14 protein-coding genes are annotated in these 14,338 nt (G+C 39.6%); 10 read left to right on the top strand and 4 right to left on the bottom strand.

Going from position 1 to position 14,338, the window contains the following annotated elements:
- Positions 1–131 precede the first annotated feature (131 nt).
- Both QE422_RS14290 and QE422_RS14285 read right to left on the bottom strand, forming a co-directional pair.
- Positions 132–308: a DUF3606 domain-containing protein gene (locus QE422_RS14290; protein ID WP_307459693.1), complete on the bottom strand. Its 177-nt coding sequence runs from the start codon at positions 306–308 to the stop codon at positions 132–134.
- A gap of 105 nt (positions 309–413) precedes the next feature.
- Positions 414–686 (bottom strand): hypothetical protein, encoded by a 273-nt coding sequence (locus QE422_RS14285; protein ID WP_307459691.1) that lies wholly within the window; start codon positions 684–686, stop codon positions 414–416.
- Positions 687–835: 149 nt separating this feature from the next.
- On the opposite strand from QE422_RS14285, the gene QE422_RS14280 reads away from it, so the two are divergent.
- Both QE422_RS14280 and QE422_RS14275 read left to right on the top strand, forming a co-directional pair.
- Positions 836–1,132 carry a hypothetical protein gene (locus QE422_RS14280; protein WP_307459688.1) on the top strand — a complete coding sequence of 99 codons (297 nt, stop codon included), beginning with the start codon at positions 836–838 and terminating at the stop codon, positions 1,130–1,132.
- A gap of 2 nt (positions 1,133–1,134) precedes the next feature.
- Positions 1,135–1,362 carry a hypothetical protein gene (locus QE422_RS14275; protein WP_307459686.1) on the top strand — a complete coding sequence of 76 codons (228 nt, stop codon included), beginning with the start codon at positions 1,135–1,137 and terminating at the stop codon, positions 1,360–1,362.
- A 70-nt stretch (positions 1,363–1,432) separates the two neighbouring features.
- Here QE422_RS14275 and QE422_RS14270 read toward each other — a convergent pair whose 3' ends face one another.
- Positions 1,433–1,957, bottom strand: coding sequence for a hypothetical protein (locus QE422_RS14270; protein WP_307459683.1), 525 nt, complete (start codon positions 1,955–1,957; stop codon positions 1,433–1,435).
- Between the two features lie 27 nt (positions 1,958–1,984).
- Positions 1,985–2,611, bottom strand: a complete 627-nt coding sequence (locus QE422_RS14265; RefSeq protein WP_307459680.1) for a hypothetical protein — start codon at positions 2,609–2,611, stop codon at positions 1,985–1,987.
- An 872-nt stretch (positions 2,612–3,483) separates the two neighbouring features.
- On the opposite strand from QE422_RS14265, the gene QE422_RS14260 reads away from it, so the two are divergent.
- The 8 genes from QE422_RS14260 to QE422_RS14225 all read left to right on the top strand — a co-directional run bounded on the left by QE422_RS14260 (position 3,484) and on the right by QE422_RS14225 (position 14,233).
- Positions 3,484–4,200 carry an NUDIX domain-containing protein gene (locus tag QE422_RS14260; RefSeq protein WP_149246078.1) on the top strand — a complete coding sequence of 239 codons (717 nt, stop codon included), beginning with the start codon at positions 3,484–3,486 and terminating at the stop codon, positions 4,198–4,200.
- 16 nt (positions 4,201–4,216) lie between these two features.
- Positions 4,217–5,701, top strand: a complete 1,485-nt coding sequence (locus tag QE422_RS14255) for a xylulokinase (protein WP_307459675.1) — start codon at positions 4,217–4,219, stop codon at positions 5,699–5,701.
- A gap of 107 nt (positions 5,702–5,808) precedes the next feature.
- On the top strand, positions 5,809–7,137 hold the full coding sequence (xylA, locus tag QE422_RS14250; protein ID WP_307459671.1) for a xylose isomerase: 1,329 nt from the start codon (positions 5,809–5,811) through the stop codon (positions 7,135–7,137).
- 96 nt (positions 7,138–7,233) lie between these two features.
- Positions 7,234–7,446 carry a hypothetical protein gene (locus QE422_RS14245; protein ID WP_307459669.1) on the top strand — a complete coding sequence of 71 codons (213 nt, stop codon included), beginning with the start codon at positions 7,234–7,236 and terminating at the stop codon, positions 7,444–7,446.
- Positions 7,379–10,144, top strand: coding sequence for a SusC/RagA family TonB-linked outer membrane protein (locus QE422_RS14240; protein WP_307459667.1), 2,766 nt, complete (start codon positions 7,379–7,381; stop codon positions 10,142–10,144). The genes QE422_RS14245 and QE422_RS14240 overlap by 68 nt, the downstream gene beginning before the upstream one ends.
- Positions 10,145–10,155: 11 nt before the next feature.
- Entirely contained in the window at positions 10,156–12,105 is a 1,950-nt protein-coding gene (locus tag QE422_RS14235; protein WP_307459664.1) for a RagB/SusD family nutrient uptake outer membrane protein, read from the top strand.
- Between the two features lie 87 nt (positions 12,106–12,192).
- Positions 12,193–13,365, top strand: a complete 1,173-nt coding sequence (gene uxuA, locus QE422_RS14230) for a mannonate dehydratase (protein ID WP_307459662.1) — start codon at positions 12,193–12,195, stop codon at positions 13,363–13,365.
- Between the two features lie 52 nt (positions 13,366–13,417).
- Entirely contained in the window at positions 13,418–14,233 is an 816-nt protein-coding gene (locus QE422_RS14225; RefSeq protein WP_307459660.1) for an SDR family oxidoreductase, read from the top strand.
- Positions 14,234–14,338 lie beyond the last annotated feature (105 nt).

The raw sequence follows: 14,338 nt of genomic DNA, 5'->3' as shown, positions 1-14,338 counted from the left end.
TTCAGAAACAACAAAAATAAAAACTACCACAAAATTCCCTATCCGTATTTTCACGGAATTTCTCATGAATTATAATTGTGTCCTCAAAAAATAAATCCCAACTCTCGTTAGGATTTATCATTGAACTTAAATTATTTTCCAAGGTACCTTCTCACTGCAGCCACAGAAGTCCCAACAGCTTTGACGGCCTCTCTTATTTTTTCCTTAGAAACACCAAGCTCTTTTGACCAATATTCTAATTCCCAGTCTTCATGCACATTAATTTTACTTGCATCCTGCGGTCTTCTTTTATTTAAATCGTCACTCATAATAAATAATTTTGTTGGTTAATAAAGTAAAGATAAGCAGCTTCCAGATCATCGCCTTACGGGTTTCCGTAAAACAAAAAAATCCCGACGCTCGTCAGGATTATTTTATTTATCAAGTTCAGAATAATATTCTTCAAAATCAAAAGCAATATCAAAAAGTTCTTTAGGATGAATTCTCAGACCGGTAGCAATTTCAAGTAAAGTACTCAGCTGACAATCAATTTTATTGTTGGCTACATCGCTGATTCTGGCTGAGGTGACATTGCATTTTTCGGCAATTTTTGAGTAAGGAATGTCACCTTTTGCTGTTTTAATTTTTTCAGCGATTAACCTTTTGATTTCTTTCGTCTTAAATTCATTCATAATTGCACGTTTCATGCAATTTGATATTTAATTAAAAAAATATCGTTACCGAATTCGGTAATAAATAAAAATTATCATTACATTTGTAATTGAAGTCGCAGTACAGCAATTTGATAATATGAAAATTTTGTGTACCTGATTATAAAGAAACCTAACAAAACAAAATGATGAAAAAGAAAAATTTAAATCTGGAAGCCCGGTTTTGGTCCGGCAGTAAAGTGCATTCGGGGATAAGACTTTTGGAAACCTTTTTCCAGTTCAACGATCCGGCGACCGCCCGGGGAATGCTTAATAAGATTATGATCTCCGCTGTAAAAAAGAAATCCGTACCGGCTCAGGATGCGGCGGAGGCCTTTCATTTCTACCTGGCGCTGAGATCTTTTGTTCGCGCATGTTTTCTCATCAGAAATAAAAGAAACAAATGGACGATGAGGAATCTCCTGAGAAAAGCGCATCCTTGATAATGGGAAGCCTATCAGCCGAAAAATACCGGGATTCGGTGCGGGTGCTCCGAAAGGCTTTTAAAGCTTACCGCAGGAAAGAATACGAAGAGTTTCTTTCATCGGCTGTTTATTTTTCTCTTTCAGATTCCCGATGCGAAGAGGAGAGAAGGATGATCGGGTCGTATATTCATCTTGTTAAAATACTGGATGCTGCTTATCTGATTGTAAAGAGAGCGGTAAAGGAGTGATATTTAATCAGACTCGTGTAAATACTCATAATATCTGCTGTAAAAATAAAAAGATAATTTTAAAAAGTCATTAAAAATATCTTTTCAGCTGAGCGGTATATTCTTCAGCTGACAAATGAAAATCTTCAGTTTCTATGGACAGTGTAACGGTGATCCGGTCTATGGTAATAAGATAATACAGATCTGAAGAAGGCCAGCGCCTGTAACGGGAAGGATTAGCCCTCACATTGGTGAACGCACGGCTGATAATGCTTTTATAATAATCTCTTTCCATACAGTGTTCTTTAAACCTTTTTAGCTCTGTTAAAAAACTGATCAGGCTCTGGGTGGTCACTTGGATTTCCATTGCTTTATCATAACGTCCGTATTGGGTTACATCACCTTCAGAAGTTACATTGAGCAGGTCCGTGCCCCAATTCAGATAGTCCAGCTGTCCGGATACGACAGTATGTAAGTTGTTGATAACCTGTGTGATCTCGTCGATACCCATCAATGAAAGCTCTGATGCCTCTTCCATTGTCGGGGTGCTTATCGTGGCATCAACACCTCTATTATTTATATGAGCCGTTACTGATATATAATAATGATATGACATATTCTTTATTTTTACTTTAACCTCTGTTTATTCATGAAATCCGGAGTCAGCCGGAACCACCGGTTCCGCATGGTGATAATATTCCATTTCCGGCCAGTTGAAATCGGGCAGGCCCGGAAGATCCTCCAGCCGGAAGTCCTGCTTGAATTCGTTTAAATAGGGGTTATGATTGGGATTATAGCTCATCATACAACTGAACTGGCCATTCGTTCCGTACCAGAAAACATATAATTTTTTATTGTGGTCGTTATAGAAATATTTATTAGTTTCGTCATAATCATGCCGGTTGGTTACGGCATCGATCGGACTGCTGTAAATTTCATTGCCCTTATGGTCAAATACCGAAATCCCCTTGGCCCACAGAATTCCGTCCGCATACTCAAAGTCATCGACCCGTATGTAGTTTCCCGCCCTGTGCCTTTCGCGGATTTCGATGGTCGGAAACAACTTGTAGTCTGCCAGGATCGCTTCAACCGGGTCATCAGGATCCCTGTAATATATTAAATGGATTCGTTCCCCTTTCCGGTATTCTTCTTTTTTTTTGGCCATGCCGTTTACGGAAAATACTTTGATGTACCTATCCAGGGTAGCCGCCTGAGCCGGAGAGATGGCTCTTTCAAACTCATCCTCGTAAGAAATTTCGGTTAACGTCATAAGCTTATTTTATTTACCTGATGAATGGTTGCTGTCTTTGACTGGTTTCATGGAAAAAGAATGGCAAAATACGGATTTACGAAGAGAATCGACTGTCTCGAATTGTATTTTTTTAACCGCATTAAACCCACTTTTGCAGTGGGTTTATTTTTTTAATAAGATTTTAACTTTTAAAATTATTTTAGAGATGCCGCAAGTTACGTGAATCATAAATTCTGTCTTTAGATTCGGGTTTGTTATTTTATATGTTAATAGTGTAATTGGTGATCCAGCTGTTGATAATCTTTCCTATATCTAGTTGTACGTTTAATTTTTTCAAGGTATTGTTAAAGATCCTTTTATCACTGTGAAAATAGCTGTATGTGAGCGATAGAAATCATCTGCAATAATTTATCTCCACTTTTCACCTCCATTATTATCTGGTGTAGATATTAAATAGAATAAATGTAAAAGTGGATCCTGCGATTGCAATCATTTACCCAAATTCCGTTTTTTATAATTTTAGGCGACCTCACCTACAAAAATGGTAAAAAAATTAATGTTTTTTTAATGCTTTTTAGGCTGTAAAAGTGTTTTTTTTACACTTGTTTATAATTTTTTTAAAAATATTTTTTAACAATTCTTATCATATTATTTTAACATAAATTTTAAGAAATTTTTAATGTATTTTTTTAACATAAATGCTTGTAAAATGATCTCTTACAATAAATGTAAGTGTTAATTATATGATAACCTTATCATTATTTATATACAATTGTTATCATAAAAAATCGATATGTAAATTGCTGATATTTAAGTGTTAGCAATAAAAATATTTTTTTTATTCGTCTGAATTTTTATATTTGTCATGTTACATAAATGTTAACACTTTAATGAGCCCTGAATTTATACATACTTATGTTTCTGTTGATTGTGTTGTTTTTGGATTTGACCATGAAAACAGACTGAATATTTTACTCGTAGAAAGACATCTTGATGCGGAAAAGCAGATTAAGCTTCCGGGAAGTCTTATTTTTAGTGATGAAGATGTAGACGACGCGGCAGAGAGAGTTCTTCACGAGCTTACAGGGATCAGGAAAATGGTATTGAAGCAATTTAAGTGCTTTGCAGACCCGATGAGGGCAAACAATGAAAAGGATATCAACTGGATGGGAGAGGAGTATAAGCATCACATCGACAGGATTATCACCGTGGCTTACCTTTCGCTCTGCAAAATCGATCATAAGATCAACAGTACCAAATACAGCACGGTAGACTGGTTTCCGATCGATCAGGTTCCTTCACTGCCTTTCGATCACAACAAGATCATCAGCGAATCGCTGATCGAGATCAGAAAGTGGATCGAGTCGGATTTCTCGATTATTTTCGAGCTTCTGCCGAAAAGATTTACGATCAGGCAACTGTACCAGCTATATAGCGCATTGAGCGAAAAATATATAGATATTAAAAATTTTCATAAAAAAATATCATCCTTCAACTATATTGTTCCCCTGGATGAGATCGAAAAGAACGTATCGCACCGTGCCGCCAGATATTATAAGTTTGATGCCAAGGTCTTTAAGAAAAACAATACTAAACTAATAAAATAATACCCTTCTTTATACTATGTACTTACTAGGCTATGACATTGGCAGTTCTTCTGTGAAAGTATGTCTCATCGAGGCATCCAGCGGAAAAGTGATTGCTTCAGAATTTTCCCCGAAAAAGGAAATGAAAATCACTGCAATCCACCCGGGCTGGGCAGAGCAGAATCCTGGGGACTGGTGGACCAATCTTAAGCTTGCCCATGAAGCCGTAATGCACGAATCCGGCGTACAGGCGGAGGATATTAAAGGAATCGGGATCACCTGGCAGATGCACGGGCTGATTCTCGTAGATAAAGACCAGAACCTGCTGAGACCTTCGATCATCTGGTGCGACAGCCGCGCTGTTCCATATGGTGAAAAGGCTTTCAAAACCATCGGTGAAGAAAAATGCTTATCGCACTTACTGAATTCACCGGGAAATTTTACCGCATCCAAATTAGCATGGGTAAAAGAACACGAACCTGAGATTTTTGAAAAAATAGATAAGATCATGCTTCCGGGAGACTATATTGCGATGAGACTCTCCGGGCAGATCGGTATCACGATAGAAGGATTATCCGAAGGGATTTTCTGGGATTTCAAAAACAACTGCATTTCGGAAGACGTTATCAATTATTACGGAATCCCGAAAAGCTTTTTTCCTGAAATCGTACCGACATTCGGTATTCAGGCCACCGTTTCTGCTGCTGCAGCTCAGGAATTAGGTCTGAAAGAAGGAACCCCAATTTCCTACAGAGCAGGAGACCAGCCGAATAACGCGTTATCACTGAATGTTTTCAATCCGGGAGAAATTGCTTCAACGGCAGGGACTTCAGGAGTAGTGTACGGGGTACTTGATGAATTGGACTACGATAAGCTTTCCAGAGTAAATACTTTTGCCCACGTAAATTATACACCGGAGCAGACAAGATTAGGCGTTTTGCTTTGCATCAACGGAACCGGGATTCTGAATTCATGGCTGAAGCATAATTTTGCCACTTCACTTTCTTCTTACGGAGATATGAACGATATGGCTTCGCTTTCGCCGATCGGTTCCAAAGGACTGAGCATCATCCCTTTCGGAAACGGAGCGGAAAGGGTGTTGGAGAACAAGGATACCAGCTGTTCGATCCACGGGATCAACTTTAATATTCATTCAAAGGGAGATATTCTGCGAGCCGCGCAGGAAGGAATTGTGTTTTCCTACGAATATGGGATGAACATCATGCGAAACATCGGGATGGATATTCAGGTGATCCGTGCAGGAAATGCCAATATGTTTTTAAGTTCGATTTTCCGCCAGTCGCTGGCCAGTGTCAGCAATGCGGTGATCGAATTGTACGATACCGACGGTGCAGTAGGAGCTGCCCGGGCTGCAGGAATGGGAATCGGGTTTTATGCAGATTCTAAAGAAGCATTTTCATCACTTGAAAAAATCGCTGTCATAGAACCGGAACACGAAAAACGCGAACAATATTTAGAAGCCTACACGAGATGGACAAATCATCTTAACGAAATCATCTAAAGAGCTACAACGGAAATTTCCATTGTACTTGCTGAGCCTTTACCATCAGTGAGCAGGGGATTTTCACGCAAAATTTTAAAATTAATTAAAAAATAAATAAGATCAATATGAACACTTTAACAGGTACAAAAGAGTATTTCACCGGGATTGAAAAGATTAAGTTTGAAGGGAAGGAAAGCAGAAATCCGATGGCGTTCCGTTACTATGATGCAGAGAAAATCGTGATGGGAAAACCCATGAAAGACTGGACGCGTTTTGCAATGGCTTGGTGGCATACCTTATGTGCCAACGGTAGCGATCCATTCGGTGGAGCAACCATTCACCATCCTTGGGATATCGGAAACGACGCTGTTACAAGAGCGATGCATAAACTGGATGCAGGTTTTGAATTTATGTCTAAAATGGGCTTCAATTTCTACTGTTTCCACGACATCGACTTGGTAGATCCTGCAGACAACTGGAAAGATTATGAAAAGAACCTTCAGGCGGTTGTAGAATATGCCAAGCAAAAGCAGGCAGAAACGGGAATTAAGCTTCTTTGGGGAACGGCAAACGTTTTCACCCACGAAAGATACATGAACGGAGCTTCTACCAACCCGAATTTTGATGTATTGGCATGTGCCGGAACTCAGGTGAAAAACTCTATTGATGCAACTATCGCACTTGGAGGAGAAAACTATGTATTCTGGGGTGGAAGAGAAGGATACATGAGTCTTTTGAACACGGATATGAAGCGTGAGAAAGATCATTTGGCACGTTTCTTAACAATGTCCAGAGATTATGCCCGTCAGCAAGGTTTCCAGGGAAATTTCTTGATCGAGCCTAAGCCGATGGAGCCTACCAAGCACCAATATGATTACGATTCTGAAACGGTGATCGGATTCTTAAGACATTACGGATTAGATAAAGATTTTAAATTAAATATCGAAGTAAACCACGCTACACTGGCAGGGCATACTTTCGAGCACGAACTTCAGGCAGCAGTAGATGCAGGAATGCTAGGAAGCATCGACGCGAACAGAGGAGATTACCAGAACGGATGGGATACCGATCAGTTCCCGGTAGATTATCTGGAAATGGTTCAGGCATGGTTGGTGTTGCTACCGGCAGGAGGTCTAGGAAAAGGAGGAGTAAACTTCGACGCTAAAATCAGAAGAAACTCTATCGATCCTGAAGATTTATTCATCTCTCATATTTCAGGAATGGATGTATTTGCCAAAGGACTTTTGGCTGCTGCCGACATTCTTGAAAATTCGGATTATAACAAATTAAGAACAGACCGCTATGCTTCTTTTGACAACGGGCACGGAAAGGCATTTGAAGAAGGATCTCTTACCTTAGAGGATCTTCAGAGAATCGCACATGAAATTGGGGAACCTCAGCCAAAAAGCGGAAAACAGGAATTGTTTGAAGCTATTGTGAACATGTATATCTAAAAATAAATGAAAAGGCTGCTAAACACTAAGGATTATTAAAAACTATAATTATTACCAGCCTTTTTATTTCAACCCTAATATTTAAAAATAATAATTATGAACCGATTTTATTTTTCAAAAACCAATAAGGCGGCCCTCTTTTTTGCCATGGCCTTATTACCTGCCGGCATGGCGTATGCTCAGGTAAAAAAAGATACGGTGCCCAAGGAGAAAAAGATAGAGGAAGTAGTTGTCATCGGATATGGTACCCAAAGAAAAAGAAGCTGTAACGGGATCCGTAGCTTCTGTAAAAGGGGATGCACTTCGTGAGGTACCTTCTGCCAACATAACGCAGGCATTGCAGGGAAGAGCGGCAGGGGTGGATATCTCTCAGAATTCTACTAAGCCTGGAGCTGCTTTACAGATTCGTATCCGTGGAACGCGATCATTAACAGGGGATAATAATCCGCTTATTGTTCTTGATGGTATTCCATTCGTCGGATCATTAGGAGATATCAGTTCAAGCGATATTAAAAGTATAGATATTCTTAAAGATGCTTCTGCAACCGCAATCTATGGTTCAAGAGGTGCAAACGGGGTAATATTAGTTACAACAAACAGAGGGTCAAAAGGGCAAAAAGCCAGATTTACATATAATACCTTCAATGGAGTTCAGACTTTATTCTCAAGATATCCAATGATGGACGGCCCTGCTTTTGCAAAACTTCGTAATTATGCTACACCAGCGCCATCAGCTGGCCAGACTTCTACAACACCTCTGTACCAGACTAATGGTGACGAGAGCTTAACTACAAATACTGATTGGCAAAGCCTATATTATAAGCCGGCAATGATTACCAGCCACGATATCGGGGTATCTGGTGGTACTGAGGGCGGTAACTACAGTGTAGGTTTATCTTATTTCAAGCAGGATGCGCTCATACCTTTACAAAATTATGAGAGATTTGCTTTAAGAATGGCTGTCGATCAACAATTAGGAAAGCGTTTTCGGGTAGGTTTCACAACCAATACCAACTATTCTAAATCTGAAGCTAATGGTCTGAATCCAGGTGCTATTTTAGGCTATTCTCCTCTTGCTAATCCTTATAATGCAGACGGAAGTCCTAAAAAAACAATGACTACAGGTGGAGGAGCAGATCAGATTTGGATTTTTTCAAGGCAAAATATTGAAGCATTAGGCCAGAAATATGTTGATGAAACCAAATCTTTTGCTTCATACAACAACATGTATGGTGAAGTAACGCTGCCAATTAACGGATTGAAATACAGACTAAATGTAGGTTTGGATTATCGGACATCAAATAGTGGAAATTATGCTGGCGTAGGCGTTTTCAGTTTTAATCCGGCAACATCATCGTCTGCAGGAAGAGGAAACAGCCAGACTTACCACTGGGCATTGGAAAATTTATTAACTTATGACCGAACTTTTGGTAAACATAAGATTAATGCAGTTGGTCTTTATTCAGCTGAAGGAAACAGATCTATAGGTACCTACATGAGTGCAAGAAATGTACCTGCCGATTTCTTTCAGTATTATAATTTAGGACAATCTCCTCAGGCTGACATAACAGTAGATCCTAACAATCAGAGTTACGCACAATGGGGATTGTTATCGGCAATGGGTAGGGTAATGTATACTTTTGACAATAAGTACATGTTGACTGCTACATTAAGAGCGGACGGATCTTCCAGATTGGCTCCGGGGAATAAGTGGCATACTTATCCTGCATTATCATTGGGTTGGAACATTACCAATGAATCTTTTATGCAAAATGTAAAAGCGATTAATTTACTTAAGTTGAGAGCAGGTTGGGGACAAACTTCAAATCAGGCAGTACCTGAATATTCTACCTTAGGAAGATTAACCGTAACGCCTTACAATTTCGGAAATACCAATACAACAGGTGTATATGTATCGCAGGCGCCAAATGCATCATTGGGCTGGGAATATTCTAAAACACAAAACTATGGGGTAGACTTTGGATTGTTTAATAATAGGCTTACAGGTAGCGTAGAATATTATAAAACCCATACTTTTGACCTTTTAACAAGAAAGAATTTACCAATATCTTCCGGTTTATCAAATGTTCTTGAAAATGTTGCTGAAACAGAAAATAAAGGGGTTGAATTTTCATTAAACGGTATCATTGTAAATAATCCTGAAGGATTCTCTTGGGAAGCTGGGGTTAACTTTTATACCAACAAAAACAGAATTTTATCACTTGCTTCAGGGGCAACTCGTGATTTGAATAACCTTTGGTTCGTTGGATACAACATCAATGCTTTATATGATTATAAATATATTGGTTTATGGCAGGCAGGTGATGCTTACCAAAGTATCTTAGAGCCAGGATCTGCAGCAGATGTAGTAGGTTCGATTAAAGTTTTATATACCGGAGGATATAATCCAGATGGAACTCCTATGAGAGCTATCGGTCCTGATGATATGCAGGTATTCAATACAGCGCCTAAATATCAAGGTGGTTTTAATATGAGATTTTCTTATAAAAATTTCGACCTGAGTACAGTAGGAGCTTTTCAGCACGGAGGAATTCTTGTAAGTACATTATATGGATCTGCAAGTTATCTTAACAGATTAACCGGTAGAGGGAATAACGTAGATGTAGATTACTGGACAGAAGATAATACTGATGCTTATTTCCCACGTCCTGGTAGACATTTAAGCGGAGATAATCCTAAATATTCTTCTACATTAGCCATGTTTGATGCTTCGTACGTGAAATTAAGAACCATCACTCTTGGATATAATTTCAACAAAAACCTGTTGGACGATCTGAAAATAAGTGCCCTGAGAATTTATTTTACCGTAACAAACCCGGTAGTGTTGTTCTCTCCGTATCACAAATTCTCAGGAATGGATCCAGAACCAAACTCTACGGGAGATCAGAATCAGGCTGTTAACGGCTATCAGCCGCGTCAGTTGGTTATTGGTACCAATAACCCATCTACAAGAAATTACTTAATGGGACTTAACTTAACTTTTTAATATTTTGCATCATGATACATTTGAACAAAAAGTTGGTATTAGGAGCAATCTTTTTATCATTAACATTTACAGGATGTAATGAAATCCTGGATGAACAGCCTAGATCAATCTACACTGTTGATTACTTCAGTTCTGCTGACGGAATTAACCAGAGTATACCTTCATTATACAGACATCTAAGATTATTATACGGAAACGGATACTTTATGAGTAACTGTCAGAACGGGACGGATGAATCTACCTTTGCACAGAGTGCTGACGGAAATTTCAGAGAACTTGATATGTCCGGTAATGGAAATGTAAATTCCAATACTTTTCCTACCAGTATGGTATGGAGTGCCGCTTTCCCGAATATCAATACGGCAAATGGAATTATTGAAAAAGGCCCTGGCTTTTCAGTTCCGGAATCCTTGATTTCTGAAGCCCGATTCTTTAGAGCATTTGATTATTTCATGCTGGTACAGACTTATGGAGGGGTACCATTGGATTTAGGCTCAGGAGAATTAAAATTCAACATTACTCCAGTAACAACTTCTGCAAGAAATACAGTACCTGAAGTATATACGAAGGCTGTTTTTCCTGATCTGAAGAAAGCGGTTGATAACTTACCTGCAAACCCGAGGATTACAGGAGGAGTTACTAAAAATGTAGCAAGATTATTTTTGGCGAAAGCATATCTTACTTACGGCTGGTGGCTTCAAAACCCGAATAATATTCCTACATACCCTGATGCTGCCAGAACGGATCCGGACGGACATAATGCTCAATGGTATTTTCAGCAGGCATATGATATAGCAATGGCAGGAATTACAAATCCGGGTCAATATGCACTTCAACCTACATTCTACGATGTAAACGAAGGCTCTAAAGATAGAAATACAGAATGTATGCTTTATGCAGACCATACTCAATCCAGCTCTTATTATAATGAAAGTGATCCTGTAGGATTCGGTTCAGGATGGGCTCCGGATAACTTCGCAGCTTGGATGCAGACGTGGAATTACACAGCTATTAAAAGTAGTACTTCTGCAACTACATTTACAGGGGTTAGTTCTGTACAGCGGGAGGCTGCTCAACCTTTAGGGCGTCCTTGGGTTCGTATGTGTCCTACAATTGGTGTTATTAAAAACACTTTTGCAGATAAAACCAATGACTCCAGATACGATGGAACTTTCGTTACTACTTACAGAGGAAACTGGAATAAGAACGGAACAGGTTTAACGACGGTACCTGTATTATATAATGCAAACAATCTTCCAGTACAGCCGGGAGGTGCTATTTTAAGCTTCTTACAGGACGATTCACAAACACCTACTTATCCGTCTGGATCTGGTAATAACGGTGTTGGAGCAGGAACTTTACCTGGAAGAGCAGATTGGATTGTTGCACCGAACGGAATCAGCAGAATTGTTTACCCTGGATTATGGAAAATCGGAACATATCGTACCGATGATCCAAATGGACTAGGATATCCTAATGCAGGTCTTACTCGTCCTTTCAACGTAGCTAAATTCTCTGAGTTCTATTTTATCGCAGCAGAAGCAGCAGTAAAAGGAGCATCTGGCTCCATGACAGCGAGAGATTTAATTAATGTAATCCGTGCAAGAGCAGGTAAATGGAAATTTAATAATGCTCAAAACACTACATATATTGCAGATAATAGTGCAGCTATGATTGCAGCTACACCGGCAGCTATCACGATTGATTATATCCTTGCAGAAAGATCCCGTGAATACTACGGAGAATTCTACAGATGGTATGATCTGGTACGTACACAGAAGTGGGGAGATTATGCAGCAACATATCAGATTGGAGGAGCTTCTTATGGAAACCATACTCCACAAACCGTTACAAGAAATATACAGGCATTCCATTATCTGAGACCAATTCCTCAGGGACAGTTAAATGCGATGGAGGTTTCTTCTGACATTAAAGCGAAATACCAGAATCCTGGATACTAATTAAATTTTATTCTACATTCATATTAGCAGCAAAATAGGTGTTGAAAAGCACCTATTTTGTTTACTATGAAGAAAAATTCAAAACTTATGGAAAAAACCTGGCGTTGGTTTGGCAAAAAAGATAAAATAACATTGGAGACGCTGCGTCAGATCGGTGTCGAAGGAATTGTTTCTGCACTTCACGATATCCCGAACGGGCAGGTCTGGAGTTTGGAGGCGGTGAATGATTATAAAAATTATATTGAAAGTTACGGTCTTCGCTGGTCTGTGGTAGAAAGCCTTCCGGTAAGCGAAGCCATCAAATACGGAGGTGAAGACCGCGACTTTTTGATAGAAAACTACATCACCAGTCTTGAAAATCTGGGCAAAGCAGGTGTAACAACCGTTTGTTACAACTTTATGCCGGTATTGGATTGGGCAAGAACAGATCTTTTTCACGCATGGGAAGACGGTTCGTCATCTTTGTATTTTGATAAAGCCAAATTTGCTTATTTTGAAATTTATATTTTAAAAAGAAAAGGAGCAGAAAACGACTATACGCAGGAAATTCTTCAGAAAGTAGAAGAACTGAAAAATACGTTGACCGAAGAGGACAACAATGATCTTATTGATTCCGTAATTGTAAAAACCCAGGGATTCGTCAACGGAAATATTAAAGAAGGCGACCTGAATCCGGTTGAAAAATTCAACAATTTACTGGCGCTGTATGACGGAATTGATAAAGACCAGCTTCGCCAAAACCTTAAATATTTTCTTGAAAAAATAATGCCGGTTTGCGAAAAATGGGGCATCCAGATGTGTGTACATCCCGACGATCCGCCTTTCGCTTTGTTAGGTTTACCAAGAATCGTAACCAATGAAGAAGACATCGACTGGTTCTTAAATACAGTAGATAATCCTCATAATGGACTGACGTTCTGTGCAGGATCACTAAGTGCCAATTTTCAGAATGATGTACCGAAGCTGGCTCAGAAATTTGCACACCGCACAAAATTTGTCCACCTCAGAAGCACCAATGTTTTCGAGAATGGAGATTTTATTGAAGCCCATCATTTAGGCGGAAGAGGAAAATTAATTGATGTCATCCGCGTATTCGAAAAAGAAAACCCGGATCTACCAATGCGGATCGATCACGGAAGGCTTCTGACGGAAGATGTAGATAAAGGGTATAATCCCGGCTACTCATTCCTGGGCAGAATGTTGGCTTTGGGACAGATCGAAGGCGTAATGGCCGCTGTACAAAACGAAATGGCGAGATAAAATCAGTACTTGCTTTTCATCAATTATCAATCTTCAATTATCAATCATAAAAATGAACGAAATATTTAGCATAAAAGATAAAGTAGCCGTTATTACAGGAGCTTCCGGCGTTTTGGGCGGAAGCCTGGCCAAGAGTTTCCTTAAAGCAGGAGCGAAAGTCGTAGCGTTAGGCAGAAACCAGGAAAAACTGGATGCCTGCGTTAAAGAATGGACGGATCTGGGCGGTGATGCCTATGCCGTTGAAGCCAATGTGATGGACCTCGAAAGTCTTGAAGCGGCTTCAAAAAAAATTACCGAAAAATACGGCAGAATCGATATTCTGTTAAATATTGCAGGCGGAAATATCCCTGCAGCAACCTTATCTCCCGATCAGTCTTTTTTTGATATGAACATGAAAGGCTGGAATGAGGTAACCGATCTTAACATCAACGGAACCGTTTACCCAAGCTTTGTTTTCGGAAAAGCAATGGCTGAGCAGGGAAGCGGAAGCATCGTTAATATTTCATCAATGGCAGCATATTCAGCGATCACAAGAGTAGCCGGATATTCGGCGGCAAAATCGGCGATCACCAACTTTACGCAGTGGCTGGCATCCGATGTAGCCTTAAAATTCGGTGATAAAATCCGTGTGAATGCAGTAGCACCGGGATTTTTCATCGGTGATCAGAACCGTGCCATTCTTCTGAACCCGGATGGTTCATTAACCGACAGAAGTAAAAAAGTAATCGCCAAAACCCCGATGCAGCGTTTTGGAGAAGTGGAAGAGCTAAACGGAGCTGTACAGTTCCTCTGCTCGGAAGCCGCAAGTTTTATTACCGGGGCTTTATTACCGGTAGACGGAGGTTTCAGTGCCTTCAGCGGCGTTTAACAAGTTTGTTAATTTTCTTCATATATAGTTAGAGAGACCTTGACTATCATACGTTGAGGTCTCATTTTAAAATTTTGTTTGATATCCACAGATGATGATGAAAAA

This window comes from Chryseobacterium sp. SORGH_AS_0447 (assembly GCF_030818695.1).
Classification (GTDB): Bacteria; Bacteroidota; Bacteroidia; order Flavobacteriales; family Weeksellaceae; genus Chryseobacterium.
The sequence above is the reverse complement of the archived record's forward strand: the minus strand, read 5'-3'. Positions and strand labels throughout refer to the sequence as shown.

Excerpts from the sequence above, each read along its gene's own strand:
- QE422_RS14290 (WP_307459693.1), bottom strand. The coding sequence starts at position 308 with ATGAGTGACGATTTAAATAAAAGAAGACCGCAGGATGCAAGTAAAATT.
- QE422_RS14285 (WP_307459691.1), bottom strand. The coding sequence starts at position 686 with ATGAAACGTGCAATTATGAATGAATTTAAGACGAAAGAAATCAAAAGG.
- QE422_RS14280 (WP_307459688.1), top strand. The coding sequence starts at position 836 with ATGATGAAAAAGAAAAATTTAAATCTGGAAGCCCGGTTTTGGTCCGGC.
- QE422_RS14275 (WP_307459686.1), top strand. The coding sequence starts at position 1,135 with ATGGGAAGCCTATCAGCCGAAAAATACCGGGATTCGGTGCGGGTGCTC.
- QE422_RS14270 (WP_307459683.1), bottom strand. The coding sequence starts at position 1,957 with ATGTCATATCATTATTATATATCAGTAACGGCTCATATAAATAATAGA.
- QE422_RS14265 (WP_307459680.1), bottom strand. The coding sequence starts at position 2,611 with ATGACGTTAACCGAAATTTCTTACGAGGATGAGTTTGAAAGAGCCATC.
- QE422_RS14260 (WP_149246078.1), top strand. The coding sequence starts at position 3,484 with ATGAGCCCTGAATTTATACATACTTATGTTTCTGTTGATTGTGTTGTT.
- QE422_RS14255 (WP_307459675.1), top strand. The coding sequence starts at position 4,217 with ATGTACTTACTAGGCTATGACATTGGCAGTTCTTCTGTGAAAGTATGT.
- xylA (WP_307459671.1), top strand. The coding sequence starts at position 5,809 with ATGAACACTTTAACAGGTACAAAAGAGTATTTCACCGGGATTGAAAAG.
- QE422_RS14245 (WP_307459669.1), top strand. The coding sequence starts at position 7,234 with ATGAACCGATTTTATTTTTCAAAAACCAATAAGGCGGCCCTCTTTTTT.
- QE422_RS14240 (WP_307459667.1), top strand. The coding sequence starts at position 7,379 with ATGGTACCCAAAGAAAAAGAAGCTGTAACGGGATCCGTAGCTTCTGTA.
- QE422_RS14235 (WP_307459664.1), top strand. The coding sequence starts at position 10,156 with ATGATACATTTGAACAAAAAGTTGGTATTAGGAGCAATCTTTTTATCA.
- uxuA (WP_307459662.1), top strand. The coding sequence starts at position 12,193 with ATGGAAAAAACCTGGCGTTGGTTTGGCAAAAAAGATAAAATAACATTG.
- QE422_RS14225 (WP_307459660.1), top strand. The coding sequence starts at position 13,418 with ATGAACGAAATATTTAGCATAAAAGATAAAGTAGCCGTTATTACAGGA.